General features: G+C 66.9%; 23 protein-coding genes. 13 read left to right on the top strand and 10 right to left on the bottom strand.

Features of this window, described 5'->3' with window-relative positions:
* Positions 1–1088 (top strand): hypothetical protein (locus H0I76_RS19160; RefSeq protein WP_200613770.1); only part of this gene is annotated, 1088 nt, incomplete at its 5' end.
* Between the two features lie 228 nt (positions 1089–1316).
* Positions 1317–1886, top strand: a complete 570-nt coding sequence (locus tag H0I76_RS19155) for a cytochrome P460 family protein (RefSeq protein ID WP_200613767.1) — start codon at positions 1317–1319, stop codon at positions 1884–1886.
* 161 nt (positions 1887–2047) lie between these two features.
* Here H0I76_RS19155 and H0I76_RS19150 read toward each other — a convergent pair whose 3' ends face one another.
* The gene (locus H0I76_RS19150) at positions 2048–4561 is read right to left on the bottom strand and encodes a cation:proton antiporter (RefSeq protein WP_200613764.1); all 2514 of its coding nucleotides are present in this window, start codon (positions 4559–4561) and stop codon (positions 2048–2050) included.
* 345 nt (positions 4562–4906) lie between these two features.
* On the bottom strand, positions 4907–5368 hold the full coding sequence (locus H0I76_RS19145) for a group III truncated hemoglobin (protein WP_234455444.1): 462 nt from the start codon (positions 5366–5368) through the stop codon (positions 4907–4909).
* An 88-nt stretch (positions 5369–5456) separates the two neighbouring features.
* Between H0I76_RS19145 and H0I76_RS19140 the strand changes: the two genes are divergently transcribed.
* The 10 genes from H0I76_RS19140 to H0I76_RS19095 all read left to right on the top strand — a co-directional run bounded on the left by H0I76_RS19140 (position 5457) and on the right by H0I76_RS19095 (position 12416).
* A complete protein-coding gene (locus H0I76_RS19140) occupies positions 5457–5873 on the top strand; it encodes an RrF2 family transcriptional regulator (protein ID WP_200613761.1) in 417 nt (138 codons plus the stop codon).
* A 22-nt stretch (positions 5874–5895) separates the two neighbouring features.
* A complete protein-coding gene (gene ccoN / locus H0I76_RS19135; protein WP_200613779.1) occupies positions 5896–7530 on the top strand; it encodes a cytochrome-c oxidase, cbb3-type subunit I in 1635 nt (544 codons plus the stop codon).
* Between the two features lie 3 nt (positions 7531–7533).
* Positions 7534–8262 (top strand): cytochrome-c oxidase, cbb3-type subunit II, encoded by a 729-nt coding sequence (ccoO, locus tag H0I76_RS19130; protein ID WP_200613758.1) that lies wholly within the window; start codon positions 7534–7536, stop codon positions 8260–8262.
* Positions 8259–8426 (top strand): cbb3-type cytochrome oxidase subunit 3, encoded by a 168-nt coding sequence (locus tag H0I76_RS19125; RefSeq protein WP_200613756.1) that lies wholly within the window; start codon positions 8259–8261, stop codon positions 8424–8426. Before ccoO ends, H0I76_RS19125 begins: the two co-directional genes overlap by 4 nt.
* Entirely contained in the window at positions 8423–9334 is a 912-nt protein-coding gene (gene ccoP, locus H0I76_RS19120) for a cytochrome-c oxidase, cbb3-type subunit III (RefSeq protein WP_200613753.1), read from the top strand. The genes H0I76_RS19125 and ccoP overlap by 4 nt, the downstream gene beginning before the upstream one ends.
* Positions 9331–9492: a hypothetical protein gene (locus H0I76_RS19115; protein WP_200613751.1), complete on the top strand. Its 162-nt coding sequence runs from the start codon at positions 9331–9333 to the stop codon at positions 9490–9492. The genes ccoP and H0I76_RS19115 overlap by 4 nt, the downstream gene beginning before the upstream one ends.
* 11 nt (positions 9493–9503) lie before the next feature.
* The gene (locus H0I76_RS19110; protein ID WP_200613749.1) at positions 9504–10337 is read left to right on the top strand and encodes a DUF2189 domain-containing protein; all 834 of its coding nucleotides are present in this window, start codon (positions 9504–9506) and stop codon (positions 10335–10337) included.
* Positions 10338–10373: 36 nt separating this feature from the next.
* On the top strand, positions 10374–10607 hold the full coding sequence (locus H0I76_RS19105; RefSeq protein WP_200613747.1) for a hexameric tyrosine-coordinated heme protein: 234 nt from the start codon (positions 10374–10376) through the stop codon (positions 10605–10607).
* Positions 10604–10876, top strand: a complete 273-nt coding sequence (locus H0I76_RS19100; protein WP_200613745.1) for a DUF6522 family protein — start codon at positions 10604–10606, stop codon at positions 10874–10876. The genes H0I76_RS19105 and H0I76_RS19100 overlap by 4 nt, the downstream gene beginning before the upstream one ends.
* Before the next feature lie 265 nt (positions 10877–11141).
* Positions 11142–12416 (top strand): flavin-containing monooxygenase, encoded by a 1275-nt coding sequence (locus H0I76_RS19095; protein WP_200613743.1) that lies wholly within the window; start codon positions 11142–11144, stop codon positions 12414–12416.
* Between the two features lie 129 nt (positions 12417–12545).
* On the opposite strand, the gene H0I76_RS19090 is transcribed toward H0I76_RS19095, so the two are convergent.
* The 4 genes from H0I76_RS19090 to H0I76_RS19075 all read right to left on the bottom strand — a co-directional run bounded on the left by H0I76_RS19090 (position 12546) and on the right by H0I76_RS19075 (position 14924).
* Positions 12546–13031: a YHS domain-containing (seleno)protein gene (locus tag H0I76_RS19090; RefSeq protein WP_234455442.1), complete on the bottom strand. Its 486-nt coding sequence runs from the start codon at positions 13029–13031 to the stop codon at positions 12546–12548.
* A 50-nt stretch (positions 13032–13081) separates the two neighbouring features.
* Entirely contained in the window at positions 13082–13927 is an 846-nt protein-coding gene (locus H0I76_RS19085; protein WP_200613741.1) for a cysteine hydrolase, read from the bottom strand.
* Positions 13928–14174: 247 nt separating this feature from the next.
* Entirely contained in the window at positions 14175–14639 is a 465-nt protein-coding gene (locus H0I76_RS19080; protein WP_200613739.1) for a nuclear transport factor 2 family protein, read from the bottom strand.
* Between the two features lie 81 nt (positions 14640–14720).
* On the bottom strand, positions 14721–14924 hold the full coding sequence (locus H0I76_RS19075; protein ID WP_200613737.1) for a hypothetical protein: 204 nt from the start codon (positions 14922–14924) through the stop codon (positions 14721–14723).
* Between the two features lie 217 nt (positions 14925–15141).
* Between H0I76_RS19075 and H0I76_RS19070 the strand changes: the two genes are divergently transcribed.
* Positions 15142–15711, top strand: coding sequence for a TetR/AcrR family transcriptional regulator (locus H0I76_RS19070; RefSeq protein ID WP_200613735.1), 570 nt, complete (start codon positions 15142–15144; stop codon positions 15709–15711).
* 293 nt (positions 15712–16004) lie between these two features.
* Here H0I76_RS19070 and H0I76_RS19065 read toward each other — a convergent pair whose 3' ends face one another.
* The 4 genes from H0I76_RS19065 to H0I76_RS19050 are packed head-to-tail and all read right to left on the bottom strand — an operon-like array spanning position 16005 to position 19915.
* Positions 16005–17078 carry an ABC transporter ATP-binding protein gene (locus tag H0I76_RS19065; RefSeq protein ID WP_200613732.1) on the bottom strand — a complete coding sequence of 358 codons (1074 nt, stop codon included), beginning with the start codon at positions 17076–17078 and terminating at the stop codon, positions 16005–16007.
* Entirely contained in the window at positions 17078–17866 is a 789-nt protein-coding gene (locus H0I76_RS19060) for an ABC transporter permease (protein ID WP_200613773.1), read from the bottom strand. The genes H0I76_RS19065 and H0I76_RS19060 overlap by 1 nt, the downstream gene beginning before the upstream one ends.
* On the bottom strand, positions 17863–18756 hold the full coding sequence (locus H0I76_RS19055) for an ABC transporter permease (RefSeq protein WP_200613730.1): 894 nt from the start codon (positions 18754–18756) through the stop codon (positions 17863–17865). The genes H0I76_RS19060 and H0I76_RS19055 overlap by 4 nt, the downstream gene beginning before the upstream one ends.
* A 58-nt stretch (positions 18757–18814) precedes the next feature.
* On the bottom strand, positions 18815–19915 hold the full coding sequence (locus tag H0I76_RS19050) for an ABC transporter substrate-binding protein (protein WP_200613727.1): 1101 nt from the start codon (positions 19913–19915) through the stop codon (positions 18815–18817).
* Positions 19916–20405: the final 490 nt, after the last annotated feature.

The following is a 20405-nucleotide window of genomic DNA, read 5'->3' as shown; positions in this document are numbered from 1 at the left end:
GCAACGACTTCGGCAACTTCGAGGACATGAGCATCTCGGGCTACAAGTGGCTCGATGCCAATGGCAACAGCATCTGGGATCTGTCGGAGGACGCCGAACCGGGCGAATGGACCATCATCCTCGACAATGACGACAACCCCGACAACGGGTTCATCGCCTCGGCCACCACCGATCCGGTGACAGGCTACTACGAATTCACCGGCATAGGGCCGGACGAGTTCGGAGACGATCCCGATGGCATCCTGCATGTCTACGAGGTCACCCAGCCCGAGGCCACGCAGACCTACGGCAACTTCAGCTTCGACATCGAAAGCGGCCTGGTGATCTCGGGTGACATGTTCGAGACCGAAGAGGGCAACTTCGGCAACGAGATCATGATGGAGACCGCCAACCGGACGCCCGGCTTCTGGCAGTCCAAGCTCGGCTTCTCGCTCTACAACGGCGTCGTGGGCGACGAGGGCGACGCCAATGGGGATGGTGTCCCCGAGGGCAACAAGGACTTCGAGAAAGAGGGCTGGTCGGCCTTCGATCTGCTCGATGCCTACGGGACCGACGTTCTGGGCGCTGGCGAGAAGACCGGTGATGGAACCGGCGGCGGCTCGGACGGCGTGAAGGACTTCCTCCTGTGGGACAGCAGCTGGTCCAGCGGCGACGGCACGCGGGATGTCGGGGAGGATATCTACATCTCGCTCGATGAGCTCTACGGCTGGGTCAGCGGTCGCGACCGTGCGACCTTCGGGGACACCCTCGAACGCGATGTCGCGGCGGCTCTCCTCAACACGCTCAACAACTTCGGGCTTGGGGACGACGGCACCGGGACGCCGACCGCGCCAGAGAGCAGCATCATCGATGCCTATGAAGATGCGATCTACTTCATCTTCTACGGACCCGGCGGGACCAAGAAGGATCAAAAATCCGCCTGGAACGAGTATGGCTCGGACGCGCACGGGGTGCTCTCGGACTTCAACGAGAGAGACGAGGACGGCGGCACTTTGACGTTCGCAAAGACCACGATGGAGAGCGAGAGCTTCATGAGCACGCTCATCCAGACCTTCGGCGGCAGCGGGGACGACCTGCTCGGCGGCTGACCGACCAGCCGATCGCATTCATCACCGTGGGGGCCCGCACATGTTGCGGGCCCCCGGCGTTTCTGGCGTTCGCGCAACGCCCGGCGAACGCCGCTATCGTCCGCCACCAGGCGGGCGAGCGTCGCAACACACCAACGTGATCCGGCAGTTATGGACTGATCGGTTCCCAATCGATATCTGCACCGCGCCGCACTGCACGACATCGATTTCCCGATGAGGAGAACTGCCATGAGAACCCGTCGCAACACGCTCGTCGCGCTCGCCGTGGCGGCTGGCATCAGCCTGCCGGTCACAGCCTCGGTTTTCGCCCAGGTCACCGACACGCCGCCGACCCCGGCCGAAATCCCCTTGCACGTGCCCGCCGTCGATTACCGTGTCGAGTGGGTTCAGCTCGGCTCCTTCTCGGTGCTTGGCGAGAACCCCGCTGACGGCGCCGCCGAGATCCACAGCGTCTACACCACGCGCGAGGCGGTAGAGGCCTATCTTCGCGATGGCGAGTTCCCGCAAGGTGCCGTCATCGTGAAGGATGTCTGGAGCACAAGGACCGAGGAGCTCACGACCGGCACCGCGAGCTACGCGGGGGAACTCGAGGGCCGCTTCGTCATGGTGCGCGATACGGAAGGCACTCTGGGGGCCTCGCCCCGGGTTGGCGACGGATGGGGCTGGGCCTTCTACCCGGGAGACGAGACGAACATGACGGTGACGGGCGATTACGAGGTCGATTGCCTTGCCTGTCACGAGCCGGCCCGCGACCAGGGGCTGCTCTACCTGCAGGGATATCCCGTGCTGCGCCGCTGACGCGCGGCGACCCGCGGGATGGCCGGCTCGGGCGGGTTCACTGCGGTCATCGCCAAGAGCTCTGCCGAGGCTGACGACCATTGTAGGCGCTCGCGGGATCACGCTCGGAGCGAATCCCGCCCGGGCGGCATGCATCGACGGCGCGCCGCCCGGCGACGTTCTCAGATCGCGTCTGACGCGTTCCGGAACAGCGCCTCGGGATCGATGCCACGCCTTGCGGCGGTCTCGCGCACGGCCTCCTGCACCATGGGGCTGCGCCGCAGGAGGCGCCGGAACCGCGTCTCGTCGAGCACAAGGAGCGTCGAAGGGGCGATCGCGCGCGCCTCGGCGCGCCGTGTCTTCTTCATGAGCAGCGCCATCTGCCCGAACATCTCGCCGCGCCCGAGCCGCCAGGTCTGGCCCGCGTTCTCGAGCTCGACCGCACCCGAGGCGATGAAGAACACGCTCTTGGCCGGGCTGTCCTTGCGGATGATGACCTCGCCAGCGTCGGCATAGCGCGTCCGCAGGGCCTTGCCGAGCCGTCTCAGCGCACGCTCGTCGAGGTCCGAAAAGAGCGGGAACTGCTGCACCAGCTCGGCGCGTTGCAAGGTAAGGTCGAGATGCGGCCGCTCGTCGGCCTCGGCGCGGCGAAGCGCGATGTCCTGCATCAGGGCGAGATGCAGCTCGGAGCCGATCAGGCCATCCTCGCGCATGGCGGTGTATTCGCGCTCCTCGAGCCTCAAGGCGGTGCGTCGAATGAAGCGGCGCTCCAGCTCCTCGGCGTAGCCCGGATATTGCAGGCGCAGCCCCTCGAGCGCCGTCTCGACGGTCTCGACCCTGCGGGCGAGCAGCTCGTGCAGAAGGTCGCCGACCCTGCGGCCATGAATGCGCCTGATGCGACCGTCGATGAAGTTGCCGAGGTCGCGCAGGATGAGCCGTTGCGAGAGCAGAAGCTCGAACCGGTCGGCCATCATCCGGGCAAGTGGCGCGGACAGGCCGAAGCGATTGTGGAGGAGCACGGCGAGGCGGAAGAGGCGGCCGTAGCCCACGCTCTCGCGCGCCGCGCGGCGATAGCCGCTGCGGCCACCGGAGCGGGTCGCCTCGATCAGCCGGTCGGCGTCGGAAAGGACCTGCTCGGCGAGCCGCGTCGAGATCGTCCGCTCGCGGACGCGCGCGATGATGGTGTCGCGCTCGGCGCCCGCGAGCGCGATCAGGCCCAGGGTGATGCGGTCCCGGTCAAGGATCTCCTCGCTGTCTTCCGCGGCGCGGACGACGTCTTCGAGCCGCTCGCCAAAACGCTTGGCCTCGGACCGGATGATCTCGTGCGTCAGTTCGTAGTTCTCGGTGGTGCGCGCAACATCCTCGCGCACGGTTTGGAGGGCGACCGCGACCACCTGCCTCGACAGCGCCTGGTCGATGGGCGAGAGCCGGTCGAGCCCGAGCCAGCCGATCACCATCCGCAGCGTGGTGCCCTGCACCATCAGCGTGAACAGCGTGAACCCGGTCGCGAGAATGCCGACGAGGCGCTTGACCTCGACCGGGACACGGAAGCTCTCGGTCACGGCGAGCGCGAGCGCGAGGGTTACGGCGCCCCGCAAGCCGCCCCAGAGAATGGCGACGCGGTATGGCCGCTCGACCGCCGGCGACAGCCGCAATGCGGTCAGCAGCGGCAGAAGGCCGAACAGGATCGCCGCCCGCGCCGCGACGGCGGCAAGGATCACGACCGCAATCAGGGCGAAATCCTCGAGTTGAACGTCCCCCAGCAGCCGCGGGATCAGCAGCGCGGCGATGATGAAGATCAGGGCTCCGGCCCAGTGCGCGAGCAGGTCCCACAGCTCGCGCAGGCTGGTCCAGGCCTGCGGCGGCAAGCGGCCGGGTCCCGTGATGTTGAGCGTGAGCCCCGCCGCCACGACCGCGATCACGCCCGAGGCGCCCACGCTCTGCTCGGCCAGGATGAAGGCGAGATAGGGCAGCGCGACCGAGATCGAGAGCTGGGCCAGCTCGTAGCGCGCGACGAGCGCCATGACCCACACGCCGATGCGTGCCGCCAGCCAGCCCGTGACGGCGCCACCGACGATCAGCAGCGGAAACTGGGCGAGAGCGTCGTGCAGGCTGGGATCGGGCACACCCAGCATCACGAAGCCCATGAAAAGGCCGAACAGCGCGATCGCGGCCGCGTCGTTCAGCAGGCTTTCGCCCTCGATGATCCGCGCGAGCCTTCGCGGCGCCGAGATCGAGCGGAAGATGCTGACCACCGCCGACGGGTCGGTGGTCGAAACGATCGAGCCGATCAGAAGGCAGGCGACCAGCGGCAGCGCGCTCGCCCAGGACAGGGCGTAGCCGACAGAGAGTGTCGCCACGATCACCGCGACGACGGCGAGCACCAGGATCGGCACCCAGTCGTCGAGCATGCGCCGCAGGTTCATGCCGAGCGTGGCCTGGAACAGAAGCGTCGGCAGGAAGACGTAGAGGAACACGTTCGATCGGATGGGAAGGCCGAGGATCGCCTCGGCGACCGGGTTCAGCGCATCGGTCAGCTCGGTCCGCAGGAAGAAGATCGCGCCGACGCCGATGAGCACGCCAAGCACCGCGAGGATCACGCTGTAGGGCAACCGCAGACGAGCCGCCAACGGCTCGGCTGCCCCGATCACGAGGAACAGAGAGGCGATGACAGCAGTGATGACAACTATGTCCATGGCTCTGAAATAACTGCCGAATCGGCCTGCGGGGAATCCGCTCCAGCATAGCTGCGCCGAAGTCGTGCGAAAACGGTGTACGACCGCGGCGGGTCATCGTCCTGCCGCCGGTGAAGCCGCCGCTTCGGGGGCACAGCGAAACGCGCGCGGCCCGGGTTCGGAACGCGCAACGGCCGGAAAAGGTTCAGTCACCCGTTGGCCCGGCGCGCGCGGCCGTCAGCGAGGGGGCCGAAAGGAAAGACGATATCCCGTCCCCTGCCTCGGCGAAACCTTGCCGCCCCGCCGGCGCTTCAGCTCACTGGCGTCGCGAATGGGCGCGGCATCGGACATGCCGCTCCTCCCCGGTCAGCGAAACAGCGGTATGGCGGCGCCCGCCTCATGCGCCGCGTCCTCGACCGCCATCTGCAGCGATCTCGCGATGCGCTCGGCGCGCTCGATCACATGGGCCGCGCCCTCTGGCGAGCACACCTCGCGCGCCGTCTCGCGAAACAGGACGAGCCAGCGCTCGAAATGCGCACCGGTCACGGGCAGCGGCGTGTGCGCCGGCACGGGCCGGCCATGGTAGCGCCCGGTCATGAGCGCGACCGAGGACCAGAACGCGACCATCCGCTCGAGATGCGGTGCCCAGTCCTTGACATGCGCCTCGAAGATCGGGCCGAGGACCTGGTCGCGGCGCACCTTTGCGTAGAAGCGATCCACCAGCGCACGCAGGACATTCTCGTCGAGGCCCGTCCGGGCGCTCAGCGCGGCGGTCATCTCGGGTCGGGCCGAGACGATGTTGGAACTCGGTTCAGCGGATACTGCCATCGGGGGTCTCGTGGGTTTGCGGTTGCAATCCGGTGTAGTCGTGATAATAGGTATTGTAAATACCGATTCAAAGGAAACGACCGCTAACATGCGTCTCACCTCCTTCACCGACTATGGCCTGCGGATGCTGATGCGGATGGCGAGCGCGCCGGAACGCGCCTACTCCACCGCCGAGCTTGCCGAGGAATTCGCCCTCTCGCGCAACCACCTGGCAAAGATCATGCAGCGCCTGGCCCGGGGCGGCTTCATCGAGACCCGCCGAGGCGGAGGCGGCGGCGCCGTACTGTCCCGCCCCGCGCATCAGATCAGCCTCGGCGCGATCGTCCGGTTGTTGGAGGAAGGACAGCCCCTGGTCGAGTGTTTCGCTGCCAACGGAGGCGACTGCACCATCGACGGGCGCTGCCGTCTGAAGGCGCGGCTGCGCTCGGCCGAGGCCGCCTTCCTGGCCGATCTCGACCGCTCGACCCTCGCCGACATTGCATTGCCGGCAGAAGCCGCGGCGTGACATGCGCAGGCACGGCACCAGCATGGTCGGAACGCTGACGCGCTCGGAACGGCGCATCGGGATCGTGCTGTCGGTGTCTCTCGGGCTGCTCGGCCTTGGCATGGCGGCCGGCGCCCGGCATGGCGTCATGGCCGTTCACGGCATGATGGCCCTCGGGCTTGGACTTGCGCTGATCTTCCATATCGGCGGTGCGCTATATGACGAACCCGAGCCGGCGCCGGGCCGGTCGGGACGCTATTACGACGCCCCGACCCGGTTCGGGATCGGGATGACGCTGCTCTGGGCCATCGTTGGCATGGCCGCGGGGGTCTGGGTCGCGGCGCTCCTCTACTGGCCCGAAGCGACCCCGCCATGGCCATGGACCAGCTTCGGCCGCCTGCGACCCGTGCACACGACCGGCGTGATCTTCGGGTTTGGCGGCAATGCCCTGATCGCAACGTCGTTCCACGTGCTTCAGCGCACGTCGCGGGCGCGGCTGGCCGACGCGCTGAGCCCCTGGGTCGTGCTGATCGGCTACAATCTGTTCTGCGCATGGGCCGTGACCGGCTACCTGATGGGCAGCACCCAGTCGAAGGAATACGCCGAGGCCGAATGGTACGCGGACCTGTGGCTCGTCGTCGTCTGGTCGGTCTATTTCACGCTCTATATCCGGACCCTCGCGCGCCGGAACGAGCCGCACATCTACGTCGCCAACTGGTATTACCTCGCCTTCATCCTGGTCGTGGCGATGCTGCATGTCGTCAACAACCTCGCCCTGCCCGTCAGCCTGGGTGCGGCCGACAGCTTCACCATCTGGTCGGGCGTGCAGGACGCGATGATCCAGTGGTGGTACGGGCACAACGCCGTCGCGTTCTTTCTGACGGCTGGCTTCCTCGGGATGCTCTACTACTTCCTCCCGGTGCGGTCCGGACGGCCGATCTGGTCTTACCGGCTGTCGATCGTCAGCTTCTGGGGCATCGTCTTCTTCTACATCTGGGTGGGATCGCACCACCTGCACTACACCGCCCTGCCCTACTGGGCGCAGACGCTGGGAATGACCTTCTCGGTCATGCTCCTGGTCCCGTCCTGGGCGTCGGCCGGCAACGCCATCGCCACGCTTAACGGCGCCTGGCACAAGGTGCGCGACGACGCCACCCTGCGCTTCATGTTCGTCGCGGCAGTCTTCTACGGGCTGTCGACCTTCGAGGGATCGTTCCTCGCCATCCGGCCAGTGAACTCGCTCTCGCACTACACCGACTGGACGGTCGGGCATGTCCATGCCGGAACGCTCGGCTGGGTGGCGATGATCGTGTTCGGCGCGATCTACACGCTGGTGCCGCAGCTGGCGGGGCGCGAGACGATGGCGTGGCCGCGCGCGATCGAGTGGCATTTCTGGTCCGCCGTCGGTGGCACGCTGGTCTACGTCATCGCGATGTGGAACGCCGGGATCACGCAGGGGCTGATGTGGCGCACCTATGACGAGAGCGGCGCGCTGTCCTACAGCTTCATCGAGTCGGTGCGCACCATGGCGCCCTATTACCTGCTGCGCACCCTCGGCGGGGCGATGTTCCTGGGTGGCGCGGTCATCTGCGCGCTGAACTGCCGGGCGACGATGCGCGCAGCCGGCGGGCGTGAAGACGCGGCAGACCACCCGCTTAGCCTTCATCCGGCGGAATGATCGATGCTGCGGCTCCACTACAACCTCGAAAAGGTCTCCATGGGGCTGGTCGCGGCCATCATGGTCGCGGCCTCGATCGGCGGCATCGTCGAGATCGCGCCGCTCTTCACCATCGACGAGACCGTGACCCTGCCCGACGACCTGCGCCCGCACACGCCCCTGGAGCTGGCGGGCCGCGAGATCTATGTCCGCGAAGGCTGCTATGCCTGCCATAGCCAGATGGTGCGCAGCCTCGCCGACGAACTGGACCGCTACGGGCCCTACTCGCTGGCCGCCGAAAGCGCCTATGACCACCCGATGCTGTGGGGATCGAAGCGCACCGGCCCCGATCTCGCGCGGCTTGGGGAAAAATACTCGGATGCGTGGCACGTGGCGCATCTGCGCGACCCGCGCGCGGTCGTGCCCGCCTCGATCATGCCCGCCTATCCGTGGCTGGGCCGGCCGCTCGACACCCGCCTGCTCGAGGCGCAGCTTGCGACCCTCGCCCGGCTTGGCGTGCCCTATGACGACGCGATGATCGCCAACGCGGAGGCCGATGCGCTGGCGCAAAGCCGCCCCGCCTCGGATGGCGCAGCCGCCGTGGTCGCGCGATACGGCGAGCGCATCGCGATGCGCGCCTTCGACGGCGACGCCGAACGCCTTACCGAGATGGATGCGGTGGTGGCCTACCTGCAATCGCTGGGGACGCTGACCAACGCGCCATACCAGATCATCGGCGGGGGCGAGCAATGAGCCATGACATGCTCGTCCTGATCGCCAAGACCTTCGGGCCGCTCTGGATGATGGGATTCTTCCTGGTCGTGGTGATCCGCGCCTACAGCCCGCGCCGGCGTGCGGCGCAGGAGCGGGCCGCGCGGTCCATCCTGACTAGCGGCGACGCTGGGGATACAGGATGAGCGCCCCCCGCCCGTATAATGCCCCCGACACCGACGCCCCGACCGGTCACCGCGAGGTCGACCCCGTCACCGGCTATGACACGACCGGCCACGACTGGAACGGGATCCGGGAGCTGAACACGCCCTTCCCGAGGATCGTTGTCTGGGCGCTGGGCCTCACCTTCCTCTACTCGGTCGTCACGTGGGTTCTGCTGCCCGCATGGCCGACCGGGCATACCTACACGCGCGGCCTGCTGGGCCTTGATCAGAGCGAGGCGGCGGTCGAGCGGCTGCGCGAGGTCGATGCCGTGCGGCAGGGCTGGCTGGCCCGCTTCGACGACCCGGACTTCACGGCGCTCGCGGCGGATCGCGACTTGATGGCGTGGGCCACACCGGCCGCCGACCGGCTCTACCAGGACAACTGCGCCGCGTGCCACGGATTCGCGGGCGGCGGCGGCCCGGGCTTTCCGGATCTTCGTGACACAGCTTGGCTCTGGGGCGGTGACCCGGAAACAGTGGCCGAAACCCTGCGCCATGGCATCAACGCCCCGGATCCCGACACGCGCATCGCCGAGATGCCCGCGTTCGATTGGCTGGACCGCTCCGAGCGCCGCGAGCTGGCTGCATATGTCGCGGCCCTGCCGACCGGCGATGCGACGCATGACAGCCCGGCGGGCTTCCTGTTCGCGGAGAACTGCGAAGCCTGTCATGGTGCGCAGGGCGGTGGCGGGCTGATGAACGGCGCCCCGTCGCTGGCCGACGCCGCCGTGATCTACGGCCAGGACCCCGGCACGGTGATGGAGACGCTGCGGGTCGGTCGAAGGGGCGTGATGCCTGCCTGGGGCGACCGGCTGAGCGCGGCGGAAATCAACCTGCTCGCGTCCTACGTCTCGCGCGTGTCGGAGAACGGCAAGGGAGGCAGGGAATGACCCCGCGGGCACAGAAGCGACTGGCGCTTGCTGGGATGGCGCTGGTCATCGCCGTGTTCATCGGCGCGAACCTCCATCTGGTGACTGCTGCGGTGCAGTCACAGCCCGGCTGCGTTCTGGTCGAGGGCGCAGCGATGCCCGCCCGGTACGCCTGCTAAGGGGACGGAAGATGCTCGAACCCCTGCCCGCATTGCGATCGCCCCGGCCCGCGGAAAGTCCGCTTGCGCGCGGCCTCTCGCACCGCGCGGCGCTCGGCTGGCTTTCCGCGGGCTGGCGCGATCTTCGCGATGCGCCGGGGCCGAGCCTGGCCTATGGCGTGCTGGTGATGCTTCTGTCCTACGGCGTCCTCGCGGCACTGGCGATGTCGGGACTGTTATACCTCGCGCTGCCGGCGATCTCAGGCTTCCTGATCGTCGGGCCATTCGTGGCGATGGGCCTCTACGAGAAGAGCCGGCGCCGCGCCATTGGCCAGCCGACGACACTTGCACAGATGATGCTGGTGCGTCCGGCATCGGGCGGGCAGCTGGCCTATGCGGGCCTGCTGCTTGGCTTGCTCGTCCTGTTCTGGCTGCGCGCGGCGGACCTGCTCTACGCCTTGTTCTTCGGCCTCGAGCCCTTCCCGGGTGCCGGCACTGCCTTCGTCAACGTCCTGACGACGGCGCGTGGCGGCGCTCTTCTTCTGGTCGGCACCGTGGTCGGCGGCCTCTTTGCCGCCTTCGCCTTCGCGCTGAGCCTGTTTTCGGTGCCGATGCTGATGGTCGAGCGGCGCGACGCGCTTAGCGCGATGGGGCTGAGTTTCGCCATGACGACCCACAACCTTCGCGCCTGCCTTTCATGGGGCGCGATCGTCGCCGCGGGAATCGCGCTCTCGGCGGCGACGGGGCTGGTCGCGCTTGCCGTCGTCGTTCCGGTTCTGGGGCATGGCACCTGGCACGCCTACCAGGCGATCGCAGTGGCGAGCGGCGCACCGACACGCCCCGGCAGGCCCGAGCACCGCGCGTGATAGCCATCCCCCACCCCTCACCGAAAGGAGACGACGATGACAAGCTGGCTGCCTTCCCTGAAGACGAACACGGCTGAAGAGGGCTACGAGCTTGCCGTCAAGCTTTCGCGCATGGCAGTCAAGCTGACCCAACCGGACGCCGAGGCGCGCGAGCGGATGCGCGGCCAGTATGCCGAGGACGCGGATGCCCTGATCGTCGCGAGCCACGTCGTGGCGACGAACTTCGCCACCGTCGCCGCGGCCAACGGATACTGGAGAGACGCACCATGAGCGACGTCACGATCGAGACCGAGGGCTTTTCGGTGGACGCCCTGCTGATCGGCGACGCCTTCGGCATCGCCCCCATGTCGGTGCCCGAGCGCATGCGGACGTCGCAGATCACAAGCCGGTGCGAGACCGGTGTCGGCGAGGACGCAGGCCGCTTTCGCCTAACGTTCTTCTACGAGGGCAAGGCGTTTCGCCTGACGGTGGATTCCGACGGCGTGATCCTCACGCGGTCGACCTTCCCGGTTCGCGTCGCGCAGGCGCCCGGGCGCTGACGGCGCCTTCCCGGACGGCGGTGATCTCGGTCCCCAAGTGGCCGCGGACAAAGCTGTTTGCCGACGGCGGCATTTCATTCAATGATCCGTCGGACGGGGAAGTGGGCCCGACGCCCGGGCGCCGTGAACCTCACCAAGGGCGGGCAGTGATCCGCGGTGCAGGCCGGACGGCGGCGCCGGTACGCGTCCGGTCAGGGCGCGTGGTCACATACCCGGACTTGCCGTGTCCGGCGAAGGCCTCGGCGAGCCGCAGAAGGACGCGAGAATGACGAGCGAGAAAGTGGACACGCTGGTAGTCGGCGCAGGCCAGGCCGGGGTGGCCATGAGCGAGCACCTGAGCAACTGTGGCGTGCCGCATCTCGTGCTGGAGCGCGATCGCATCGCTGCGCGCTGGCGCTCGGACCGCTGGGACTCGCTGGTTGCGAACGGGCCGGCCTGGCACGACCGCTTTCCCGGCCTCGAGTTCCCCGGCCTCGATCCCGACGCGTTTCCCGGCAAGGAGCGCGTCGCGGACTATTTCGTCGAATATGCACAACGGATCAAAGCCCCGATCCGCTGCGGTGTCGAGGTCAGGAAGGTCATGCGCAACCGCGCGGGCCCGGGATTCACGGTCGAGACCTCGGACGGCGTGATCGAGGCTGCGCGGGTCGTCTGCGCGACCGGGCCGTTCCAGCGCCCTGTCATTCCGCCCATCGCGCCTGACGATGCGGCGCTGATGCAGATCCACTCGGCCCAGTACCGGAGGCCCGCCCAGTTGCCCGATGGGGCGGTGCTGGTCGTGGGCGCGGGCTCGTCCGGTGCACAGATCGCCGACGAGCTGCTGCAGGCAGGCAGGACAGTCTACCTCTCGGTCGGCCCGCACGATCGCCCGCCGCGCAGCTATCGCAACCGCGATTTCGTGTGGTGGCTGGGCGTGCTCGGACTGTGGGACATCGAGGCGCAGGCGCCGGGCACCGAACACGTCACCATCGCGGTAAGCGGTGCTAGTGGCGGCAAGACCGTGGATTTTCGCGCGCTCGCCCATCAGGGCATGATGCTGGTCGGCAGGACCGAGGGGTTCCGCGACGGCAAGGTGAGGTTCCAGCCCGACCTGGCGGCGAACCTCGCGCGAGGCGACGCATATTACCTGTCGCTGCTCGACGCCGCCGACGCCTATGTCGAACGCAATCGCCTCGACCTTCCCGAGGAGCCCGAAGCCCGCATCATCCCGCCGGACCCGGATTGCGTGACGAAACCCGTGCTCGAGGTTGACCTGGCCGGGGCCGGCATCGCCTCGATCATCTGGGCCACCGGCTTTGCCCTTGATTTCAGCTGGCTTCAGGTCGACGCGTTCGACGAACGCGGAAAGCCCAAACACCAGCGCGGCGTGTCCTGCGAGCCGGGGGTGTATTTTCTCGGCCTGCCATGGCTGACGCGGCGCGGGTCTTCCTTCATCTGGGGCGTCTGGCACGACGCCAAGCACATCGCGGACCACATCGCGACGCAGCGCAAATACCTCGCGTATCGTGACGCCGGCGAGCGCGCCTCCGGGGACGCGTAGCGCTTTTTGCGGATCCCGGCGCGCGACGTCCGCGGCTGCCGACATTGCCGGGGATCGTGCATCGGGGGCCTGGGTGGTGTCCGAGCCCCGGATGGTCCGGGGCTCGATGCGTCTCGGATGCTTGGCGTCTCAGAGATCCTCGACGGAAGTGGAGCGGATTCCGGGCCAGGCGGCGAACGCACCCGCGATGACCTCATGCTTGTTCTCGAGATATTTCTCGAAGATGGCCGCGTTCACGAAGAGGTAGAGCTTGCCGTCGACGATATCGGCGAAGCGGACATCGCCGTCGAGCTTCTTGCCGACAAAGACGCCAAAGGCGCAGAAGCCACCGAACTGCGGCAGGTAGGCCTCGGGATCGGCCTCAAAGCGCTGCTGCGCCTCGACCGAGGCGAAGTAGTAGTCCACGCCATCGTGCAGGGCGCTGTGGGCGGCGTCGCCAAGCCTGGGGGCCTCGTCCGCGAACATGGAGACCGGATCGACACCGTGCATCCCGAGCGGGTTTCCGGTGAGCGTCAAACCGTTGACGACGTTGTATTCATCCGCGGCGAACACCGCCGGGGGAGCACCGAGCGTCGCCGACAGCAGGATGGCGGAGATGACGAGAGGGGTTTTCATGGCTGAGATCCTCGTAGGTCCAAGGGAGATGTCAGTCTTCGGCCCCGCCGTCAGGCGGAGCGGGCGATCCGTTCGACGGCCTCCTCCGTCCACCAGACGGCGTTTGCGACCATCCTGAAATTGATGATGGCGGCGAGGTAGCCATCGCCCTCGGGCACCTTGGCCCCGGCGGTCGCATCGCGTACCACGGCGACCTCGTAGCCGAGTTCGAGCAGCTCGTAGAGATGCGCCTGCGTGCAGAGGTTTGCAGACATGCCGGCAAGGATCACCTTGTCGATGCCACGCTTGCGCAGCTGCAGGTTGAGGTCGTTCTGCGCCGGGCTGTAGACCTTGTGGGGCGAGCAGACGATGGTCTCGCCGTCCTCTATGTACTTCTTGTATTGGGGCATCCAGTCGGCGCCCGAGCCCTCGAAATTCTCGAGCGAGAGCGGACCGAGACGATCGAACATCCCGATCGCGTGCATGGTCTTCTCGAGCGTGCCCTCGAAGTTCCACTTGTGGTCGTGCGGATAGTAGTAGTGCGGCGAGATGAACACCGGCATCCCAGCGGCCTTCGCGGCGACGAACAGCCGCTCGATGTTGTCGACCGTTCCCTGCTCGGTGACGCTTTCTCCGACAACGCCCCAGGTCACGCCCTTCTCGGAGAGAAAATCGATCTGGGGATCGGTGACGACGAGGGCGGTGCGTCCCGGCTCGATCGCCATGTCGATCTGGGGCAAGCCCGGGTTCTCGGGATCGGCGTAGAGCGCGCGCGCCTCGTCGGTGGCCGCGACGGCGGCACCACTGGCGGCCGCTGCGGCCGCGCCGACCGCACCGGCGAGCACCCGGCGGCGCGCGAGGTCGACCGTCTCGTGGGTGATCCCGCAGCCGCATTCATGATCGTGCTTCTTGTCCATTTGAAAGCTCCTTCGCTTCGGATGAGACAGCGTGATCATCGTGCCGCGCTGCCAGGTCGGCGGTCTCGCAAGCCCTTGCCGGAAGGCAATTCCTTCCCGATCGCGGACGCCATCGCACCGCGGGAAACGAGGGGCTGCGTCCGCTCTCCTCGAGGTCGGCACCGGTTCAGCGGCGCCGGGTTTCGGATATCTTCAGGCTCGTCCGGTCAGGAGATGGCGCCCCCGGCCGGGCAAGCAGCGTGCCGGCCTAGAGGCCCAGGTCCGACAAACCGGGATGCCCGGCGGGGCGCGAGCCCAGCGGCCAGTGGAACAGGCGTTCCTCGTCCGTGATGGGCAGGTCGTTGATCGATGCGACGCGGCGGCGCATCAGGCCGTCCGGCGCGAACTCCCAGTTCTCGTTTCCGAACGAGCGAAACCACGAGCCGCTGTCATCGCGCCACTCATAGGCGAAGCGCACGGCAATCCGGTTGCCCTCGAAGGCCCAGAGCTCCTTGATCAGGCGGTAGTCCAGTTCCCGATCCCACTTCCGGGTGAGAAACCGCACGATCTGGTCGCGGCCCTCGATGAACTCGGCGCGATTGCGCCACTTGCTGTCGGGCGTGTAGGCCAGCGCGACATTGGCCGGGGACCGGGTGTTCCAGCCGTCTTCGGCCTTGCGGACCTTCTCCTTTGCCGTGTCTTCGTTGAACGGCGGCAGTGGCGGGCGCGTCATTGCTTGGCTCCTTTGGAAAAATGGGCGCCCTGGCAGGAAGCGGGAGGGGGCTGGCCAGGGCGCCCAGGTGCCGGAGGCGGGTCAGGCGCCTCCGTGGTTCGGAATGGTGCTCCCGATCGTCACCCCACCAACTGCGCGGATCTGGGCCTTGCGGAGTTTGGCCCCGACCAGAACACAAACGGCGGGGCCGGAGCACATTTCTTCGCGACGAACCGTCACGATGGAATGAAGAGCCATCGATACGGAAGGCACGGCATTTGCCCACAGGGAGGTCAGCTCGGGCATGTCGGCTCTCCTTCTCCGGAACACCTATGGTGAACAGATCGGTAAACACTCATATAGGTGTACAGATCGGTATCTGTATTTCAAGGGAATTCTGTTTCAAGCGAAATCGCCGCCAGAGTTTCCATATTTCGTTATTTATTTCATCGCCTTACCGCCGACGGCTTGCGTATCCTCGGCAGGCAAAGGCATACTGATCAGTAATTATTGAGGACGAATCATGCGGCAAACAAAGCGCGACGAACTGGTCCGGAAGGCGCTCGAAATCTTCTATCGGAACGGGTTTCACGCCACCGGCATGGACATGCTGGTGGCCGAGACGGGCATCTCGAAGACGTCGATGTACAAGCACTTCCGCACCAAGGAAGAGCTGATCCTTGCCGCCCTGAGGCTGAGGGACGAGAACTTCCGGAACTGGCTGTTCCGTCGGATCGACGAACTCGCAGAAACGCCGCGAGACAAGCTTCTGGCGATCTTCGACGCCCTTGGTGAGTGGTTCGCGATGCGCGAATTCCGGGGCTGCATGTTCATCAAGGCCAGCGCCGAATACCAGGAGCGCGAGCACCCGATCCATGCTCAGTCGGCCGAGCACAAACGCCTGCTCTTTGATCACGTCAAGCGTATCTGCGCGCAGGCCGGCGCGCCTTCGCCTGACGATCTGGCCCGCCAGCTTCTCATTCTGAAGGAGGGGGCGATCGTGATGGCGGTGCTGGGCAAGGCCTCCGACGCCGCACGTGACGCCAGGATGGCGGCGGAAAGCCTTCTCGCCGCCGCGTTCGCTGGCCGTTGAGCCCGCCGCGCCGCGCCGAGGGCGCATTCAACGAACGCATCCCGTTGCGAGGGCATCCTGCCACGTGTTGCGGTCCGGATCACGGGACGCGCGACTGCACGCGCTCGCGGTTATCGCGGCGGACATTGTAGATTCTGTGGGTGACGCTCGATGAGGATCTGCCGCTGCGACGACGAGAAGCAGCCTCGAGCGAGAACGCCGCCGCGGGGGCCCAGCAATCATTGACCGGCGTGTGATCACCGGTGCGGATCGGCCTGCCTCCGGGCTTGGAGCGCCGCGAAAGAGATCCGGCGTCAGCGCACCTTGACTGCGGATCCGCCGGGCCCGAGCACCATCACGTCGCTCGCGGCGACCGAGAACTCGCCGATCTCGCCTAGCGCGGGTGGCGGCCGATCCGGCCTGTTGAAGGTGTCGAGGAAGAGCGGCGCGGAGCCAAGGCGGGTCTCGATCCGGATCACCGAACCGAGGAAATGCACGTCCTCGATCCGCCCGCGGAAGACGAGGTCGCGTCCGTCGGCCCGGCCGACACCGATCACCTCCGGTCGCATGGCGAGCGTCACCGGGCCCGGCGGAACGGGGCGGCCGAGCGCGATCTCGACATCGCCCGTGCGGAGCACGCCGTCGCCCGCCTCTCCGGCCACCGCGTCGATCACGTTCAGCCGTCCCACGAACTCGGCCACGAACCGGGTGGCGGGCCTCGAATAGATCTCGAAGGGCGGCCCGACCTGCTGGGCCACCCCCTCGCTCATCACCACCACGCGGTCCGAGAGGGAGAGCGCCTCCTCCTGGTCGTGGGTCACGAAGATCGTCGTGATTCCGAGGCGGCGCTGGATCTCGCGGATCTGGTCGCGCAGGCTCACCCTGATCTTCGCGTCGAGGGCCGAGAGCGGCTCGTCGAGGAGAAGGACCTGGGGCTCCACGGCAAGCGCGCGGGCGAGCGCCACGCGCTGCTGCTGACCGCCCGAGAGCTGGAACGGATACCGCCCGCCAAACTCGGCGAGACCGACGAGCGAGAGCATCTCGGCGACGCGGGCTTCGCGCTCGGCCCGCCCGACCCGCTTGACCCGCAGCCCGAAGGCGATGTTCTGGCTGACCGTGAGGTTCGGGAACAGCGCATAGGCCTGGAAGACCATACCGATGTTGCGCTGGTTCGGCCTCAGCCCGGTGACGTCCCGCCCGTCGATCCGGATCGCACCCGAGCTCGGCGTCTCGAACCCCGCCACCATGCGAAGCACCGTCGTCTTGCCGCAGCCCGAGGGGCCGAGGAGCGACACGAACTCGCCCTTTTCTATCGCGAGATCGAACCTGCGCACGACCGGGGTTGCACCGAAGGACTTGTCGAGGGCTTCGAGTTCGAGGAACGCCATCACGACCTCCGGGCGCGGCTATGGGGGGACAGGTGGGTGGCGAGCTGGATCAGGCCCATGCAGAACCACGTGATCGCGAAGGCGATGACCGCGAGCGCTGCCGGCTCGTAGGCGCGGTTGGCGCCGATGAGCTGGAGATAAGGCCCGAAGGCCGGGCGGTTGAGCAGCGCCGCCATCACGAACTCGCCGATAACGATTGCGAAGGTGAGGAAGGCGCCGGAGAGCACGGCGACGAGGACGTTCGGCAGGATCACCCGGCCGAGGATCGTGCCCCAGCCTGCCCCGAGACTCTGTGCCGCCTCCGTCAGGGTGCGCACATCGATGGCGCGCAGGCCCGTGTCTACGGCGCGGTACATGTAGGGCAGCGAGAGCGTGGCGTAGCCCATCATCAGGAGCACATTCGTCCCCGTCGCGGTCCCGGTCAGCGGCAGCACGGAGGAGGTGTTGAAGAGGCGGATGTAGCCGAACACGATCACGATCGGTGGAATGACGAGGGGCAGTAACGTGATGAACTCGACGAGCGGGCGCAGCCGCGGATAGCGCATCCGTACCCAGTAGGCGGTCGGCACCACGATCAAGATCCCGACCGCAATGGTGAAAAGCGCCATCACCACCGAATAGGAGAAGGTCTCGCGGAAACGGGGATCCTCGAACACCCAGCGATAGGCGTCGAAGGAGTATTCGCCGCGCCGCTTCCTCAGGCTGAACTCAACCGTGCCGATCAGCGGCAGCGCGAAGTAGATGATGCCGACGGCCAGCGCCGCCCAGGACCAGACCCTTGCCCTCATCGCGTCCACCGCTCGGTCCGGGCGCGGAGCCAGACATAGATCCCGTTCGCGATGCCCGTCACCACGATCATGCCGAAAGCGAGGGCGTAGCCGAGATGCGGGTCCTGCAGCACGTCACCGCGGATCTGCGCGAAGAGGACGATCGGCACGATCGAGAGCGACGAGCCGGTCAGCGCATAGGCCGTCGCGACGGCGCCAAAGGAGTTGGCGAAAAGGAGCGCGAAGGTGCCGAGGAGCGATGGCAACAGGATCGGCAGCGCCACGATGCGCCAGTACTGCGCGCCGCTTGCTCCGAGGATGTCCGCGGCCTCGCGCCACTCGCGCTTCATCCCGTCGAGTGCCGGTGTGATGATCAGGACCATCAGCGGTATCTGGAAGAAGAGATAGACGAGCGTGAGCCCCCAGAAGCTGAGGAGGTTGAAGCCGAGCGCGTAGATGTTCACGCCGAACCATTCACGCATCAGCACCGTCACGAGGCCGACACGGCCGAGCGTCGCGAGAAAGGCGAAGGAGAGCGGCACGCCCGCAAAGTTCGAGGCCACGCCCGAGAAGGTCATGACCGGGCCCCGAATCCAGTGCGGCAGCTTGCCGAGCGTCACCGCGGCCGCGATCGCGAAGCCGATCACGCAGCCGAGAAAGGCCGAGGCGACCGAGATGCGGATCGAGATCCAGTAGGCCGACAGGATCGACGGCTGGAACAGGTTCACGATGTTCGCAAGCGTCGGCGTCCCGTCCGCGGTGCGGAATGCGCCGACCACGATGTACATGGTTGGCAGGATCAGAAACAGGGTCGCGAAGATGGCAAAGGGCAGCAGGCCGAGCCATGCGAGCGGCAGGCCGGTGCGCTTGCGCCTTTGGGGCGGGGTCAGGGATGCGTCTTCCGCGGCCATCAGGATGGATGGAGAGGCGCGCCCCACCCGGTCGGCCCGGATGGGGCGCGCGCCCCGGTCACTGCACGTTCGCGCCGACCACGGCGTCCCAGCCGCCGGTCACGGCCGCCTTGTTGCCCGCCTGCTGGTCGAGGGTCGGGAAGACCGCCTTCTCATAGGCCTCGGCCGGCGGCAGCGCGTCTAGGAGCGCCTGCGGAATGACTCCCCGCGCGGCGAGGTCGTTGAAGCGGATAGGATGGCAATAGCCCGCGAGCCAGCCGAGCTGGCCCTCGTCCGAGTAGAGATACTCCATCCACAGCTTCGCCGCGTTCGGCTGCGGCGCGTATGCCGAGATTGCCTGGACATAGACACCCGCGACGACACCCGATTTCGGAACTACGATCTCGAGCGGCGGATTGCCGGCCAGTGTGTCGCGCCACGCAAGCCCGTTGTAGTCCCAGGCGATGACGATCGGCGTCGCGCCCTGCGCGATGGTGCCGGCCTTGCCGATCACCGGCACGAAGTTGCCTGCGTCGTTCAGCGCCTTGAAGAACTCGAGCCCCTTCTGGCCCGAGGCTTCGCCAGCCTCGCCGCCCTGCGCGAGCCCGGCGGCCATGACCGCGAGGATCGCCTGGTTCGACGCACGCGGATCGCCCGCGAGCGCGACCGCGTTCGCATACTCGGGCTTGAGCAGGTCGCTCCAGTCCTGCGGCACATTCTCGACGAGGTCAGTATTCACCACGAAGGAGAGCACGCCATAGTAGTCGCCATACCAGTGGCCATCGGAATCCTTGGCCTCGGCCGGGATCGTGTCCCAGGTCGCGACCTTGTAGGCCTGCGTCAGACCCTCGTCCTTGGCCTGCGGGCCGAAAGCGAAGCCGATGTCGAGGACGTCCGGCGCCTGCGGGCCCGTGTTGTCCTTGTTGGCGCGAACTGCTTCGAGTTCGTCAGCCGAGCCCGCATCCGGGTTGAGTTCGTTCACCGTGATCTGCGGATACTTGGCCTTGAACGCGGCGATCACGTCACCGTACCCACACCAGCTGTGCGGCAGGGCGATGGTCGAGAGCATGCCCTCCTTGGCCGCAGCCGCAGCAAGCTCGTCGAGACTCTGCGCATGCGCGGGGAGGCCGGCCCCCGACGCGAGGATGGCGGCGCATGCAAGCGCCTTGCTAATTTTCATGGTTTACCCCCCATAGGACCAAGCGCTTGGCTCCCCGTAGGAAATGGCATGCGGCAGCCACGCGACGGTTGTATCTGAGCCGAGAACTCCGCTCCTTTCAACGCCAAAGCGCGGCGCCACGAAAAACGCACGCAAGTCGCGCGCTGGCGGACCGGTCGTTGCGCGCAGATCCCCCTTGGGGGTATCGGATTTATTCGGTTCTGAGATGCGTCACGCGCGTTCGTAGCGTCCAAGAACGAACGATCACGGCAAGGCGGCATACTCCAAGAAGCGTCGCGATTTGGTCGGACGGGCGCAGTTCAGGCGCTCGGACCGAGTTGGGCGGGTCTGACCCGGTTCAAGCCGCTTCATTCTCGCGCTGCCGATCCAAGCTTGTGGTCCTTGGAATGGCACTGTCAGAGCAAACTAGGTTGAGCGGGCAAAGCCACCTCCCTACCCTCGCGGCATGAACAAACCCACTCCATTCCGCTATTTCAAGACCAGCCCCGAA

It is taken from the genome of Thermohalobaculum xanthum, from assembly GCF_016623495.1.
Lineage (GTDB): Bacteria > Pseudomonadota > Alphaproteobacteria > Rhodobacterales > Rhodobacteraceae > Thermohalobaculum > Thermohalobaculum xanthum.
The sequence above is the reverse complement of the archived record's forward strand: the minus strand, read 5'-3'. Positions and strand labels throughout refer to the sequence as shown.

What these genes read in the sequence shown, in the direction of transcription:
- H0I76_RS19150 (WP_200613764.1), bottom strand. Translation starts at nt 4,561, where the DNA reads ATGGACATAGTTGTCATCACTGCTGTCATCGCCTCTCTGTTCCTCGTG.
- H0I76_RS19075 (WP_200613737.1), bottom strand. Translation starts at nt 14,924, where the DNA reads ATGCCCGAGCTGACCTCCCTGTGGGCAAATGCCGTGCCTTCCGTATCG.
- H0I76_RS19110 (WP_200613749.1), top strand. Translation starts at nt 9,504, where the DNA reads ATGCTCGAACCCCTGCCCGCATTGCGATCGCCCCGGCCCGCGGAAAGT.
- H0I76_RS19085 (WP_200613741.1), bottom strand. Translation starts at nt 13,927, where the DNA reads ATGGACAAGAAGCACGATCATGAATGCGGCTGCGGGATCACCCACGAG.
- H0I76_RS19095 (WP_200613743.1), top strand. Translation starts at nt 11,142, where the DNA reads ATGACGAGCGAGAAAGTGGACACGCTGGTAGTCGGCGCAGGCCAGGCC.
- H0I76_RS19125 (WP_200613756.1), top strand. Translation starts at nt 8,259, where the DNA reads ATGAGCCATGACATGCTCGTCCTGATCGCCAAGACCTTCGGGCCGCTC.
- H0I76_RS19090 (WP_234455442.1), bottom strand. Translation starts at nt 13,031, where the DNA reads ATGAAAACCCCTCTCGTCATCTCCGCCATCCTGCTGTCGGCGACGCTC.
- H0I76_RS19155 (WP_200613767.1), top strand. Translation starts at nt 1,317, where the DNA reads ATGAGAACCCGTCGCAACACGCTCGTCGCGCTCGCCGTGGCGGCTGGC.
- H0I76_RS19100 (WP_200613745.1), top strand. Translation starts at nt 10,604, where the DNA reads ATGAGCGACGTCACGATCGAGACCGAGGGCTTTTCGGTGGACGCCCTG.
- H0I76_RS19145 (WP_234455444.1), bottom strand. Translation starts at nt 5,368, where the DNA reads ATGGCAGTATCCGCTGAACCGAGTTCCAACATCGTCTCGGCCCGACCC.
- H0I76_RS19065 (WP_200613732.1), bottom strand. Translation starts at nt 17,078, where the DNA reads ATGGCGTTCCTCGAACTCGAAGCCCTCGACAAGTCCTTCGGTGCAACC.
- ccoO (WP_200613758.1), top strand. Translation starts at nt 7,534, where the DNA reads ATGCTGCGGCTCCACTACAACCTCGAAAAGGTCTCCATGGGGCTGGTC.
- H0I76_RS19070 (WP_200613735.1), top strand. Translation starts at nt 15,142, where the DNA reads ATGCGGCAAACAAAGCGCGACGAACTGGTCCGGAAGGCGCTCGAAATC.
- H0I76_RS19050 (WP_200613727.1), bottom strand. Translation starts at nt 19,915, where the DNA reads ATGAAAATTAGCAAGGCGCTTGCATGCGCCGCCATCCTCGCGTCGGGG.
- H0I76_RS19080 (WP_200613739.1), bottom strand. Translation starts at nt 14,639, where the DNA reads ATGACGCGCCCGCCACTGCCGCCGTTCAACGAAGACACGGCAAAGGAG.
- ccoP (WP_200613753.1), top strand. Translation starts at nt 8,423, where the DNA reads ATGAGCGCCCCCCGCCCGTATAATGCCCCCGACACCGACGCCCCGACC.
- H0I76_RS19115 (WP_200613751.1), top strand. Translation starts at nt 9,331, where the DNA reads ATGACCCCGCGGGCACAGAAGCGACTGGCGCTTGCTGGGATGGCGCTG.
- H0I76_RS19140 (WP_200613761.1), top strand. Translation starts at nt 5,457, where the DNA reads ATGCGTCTCACCTCCTTCACCGACTATGGCCTGCGGATGCTGATGCGG.
- H0I76_RS19105 (WP_200613747.1), top strand. Translation starts at nt 10,374, where the DNA reads ATGACAAGCTGGCTGCCTTCCCTGAAGACGAACACGGCTGAAGAGGGC.
- H0I76_RS19060 (WP_200613773.1), bottom strand. Translation starts at nt 17,866, where the DNA reads ATGAGGGCAAGGGTCTGGTCCTGGGCGGCGCTGGCCGTCGGCATCATC.
- H0I76_RS19055 (WP_200613730.1), bottom strand. Translation starts at nt 18,756, where the DNA reads ATGGCCGCGGAAGACGCATCCCTGACCCCGCCCCAAAGGCGCAAGCGC.
- ccoN (WP_200613779.1), top strand. Translation starts at nt 5,896, where the DNA reads ATGGTCGGAACGCTGACGCGCTCGGAACGGCGCATCGGGATCGTGCTG.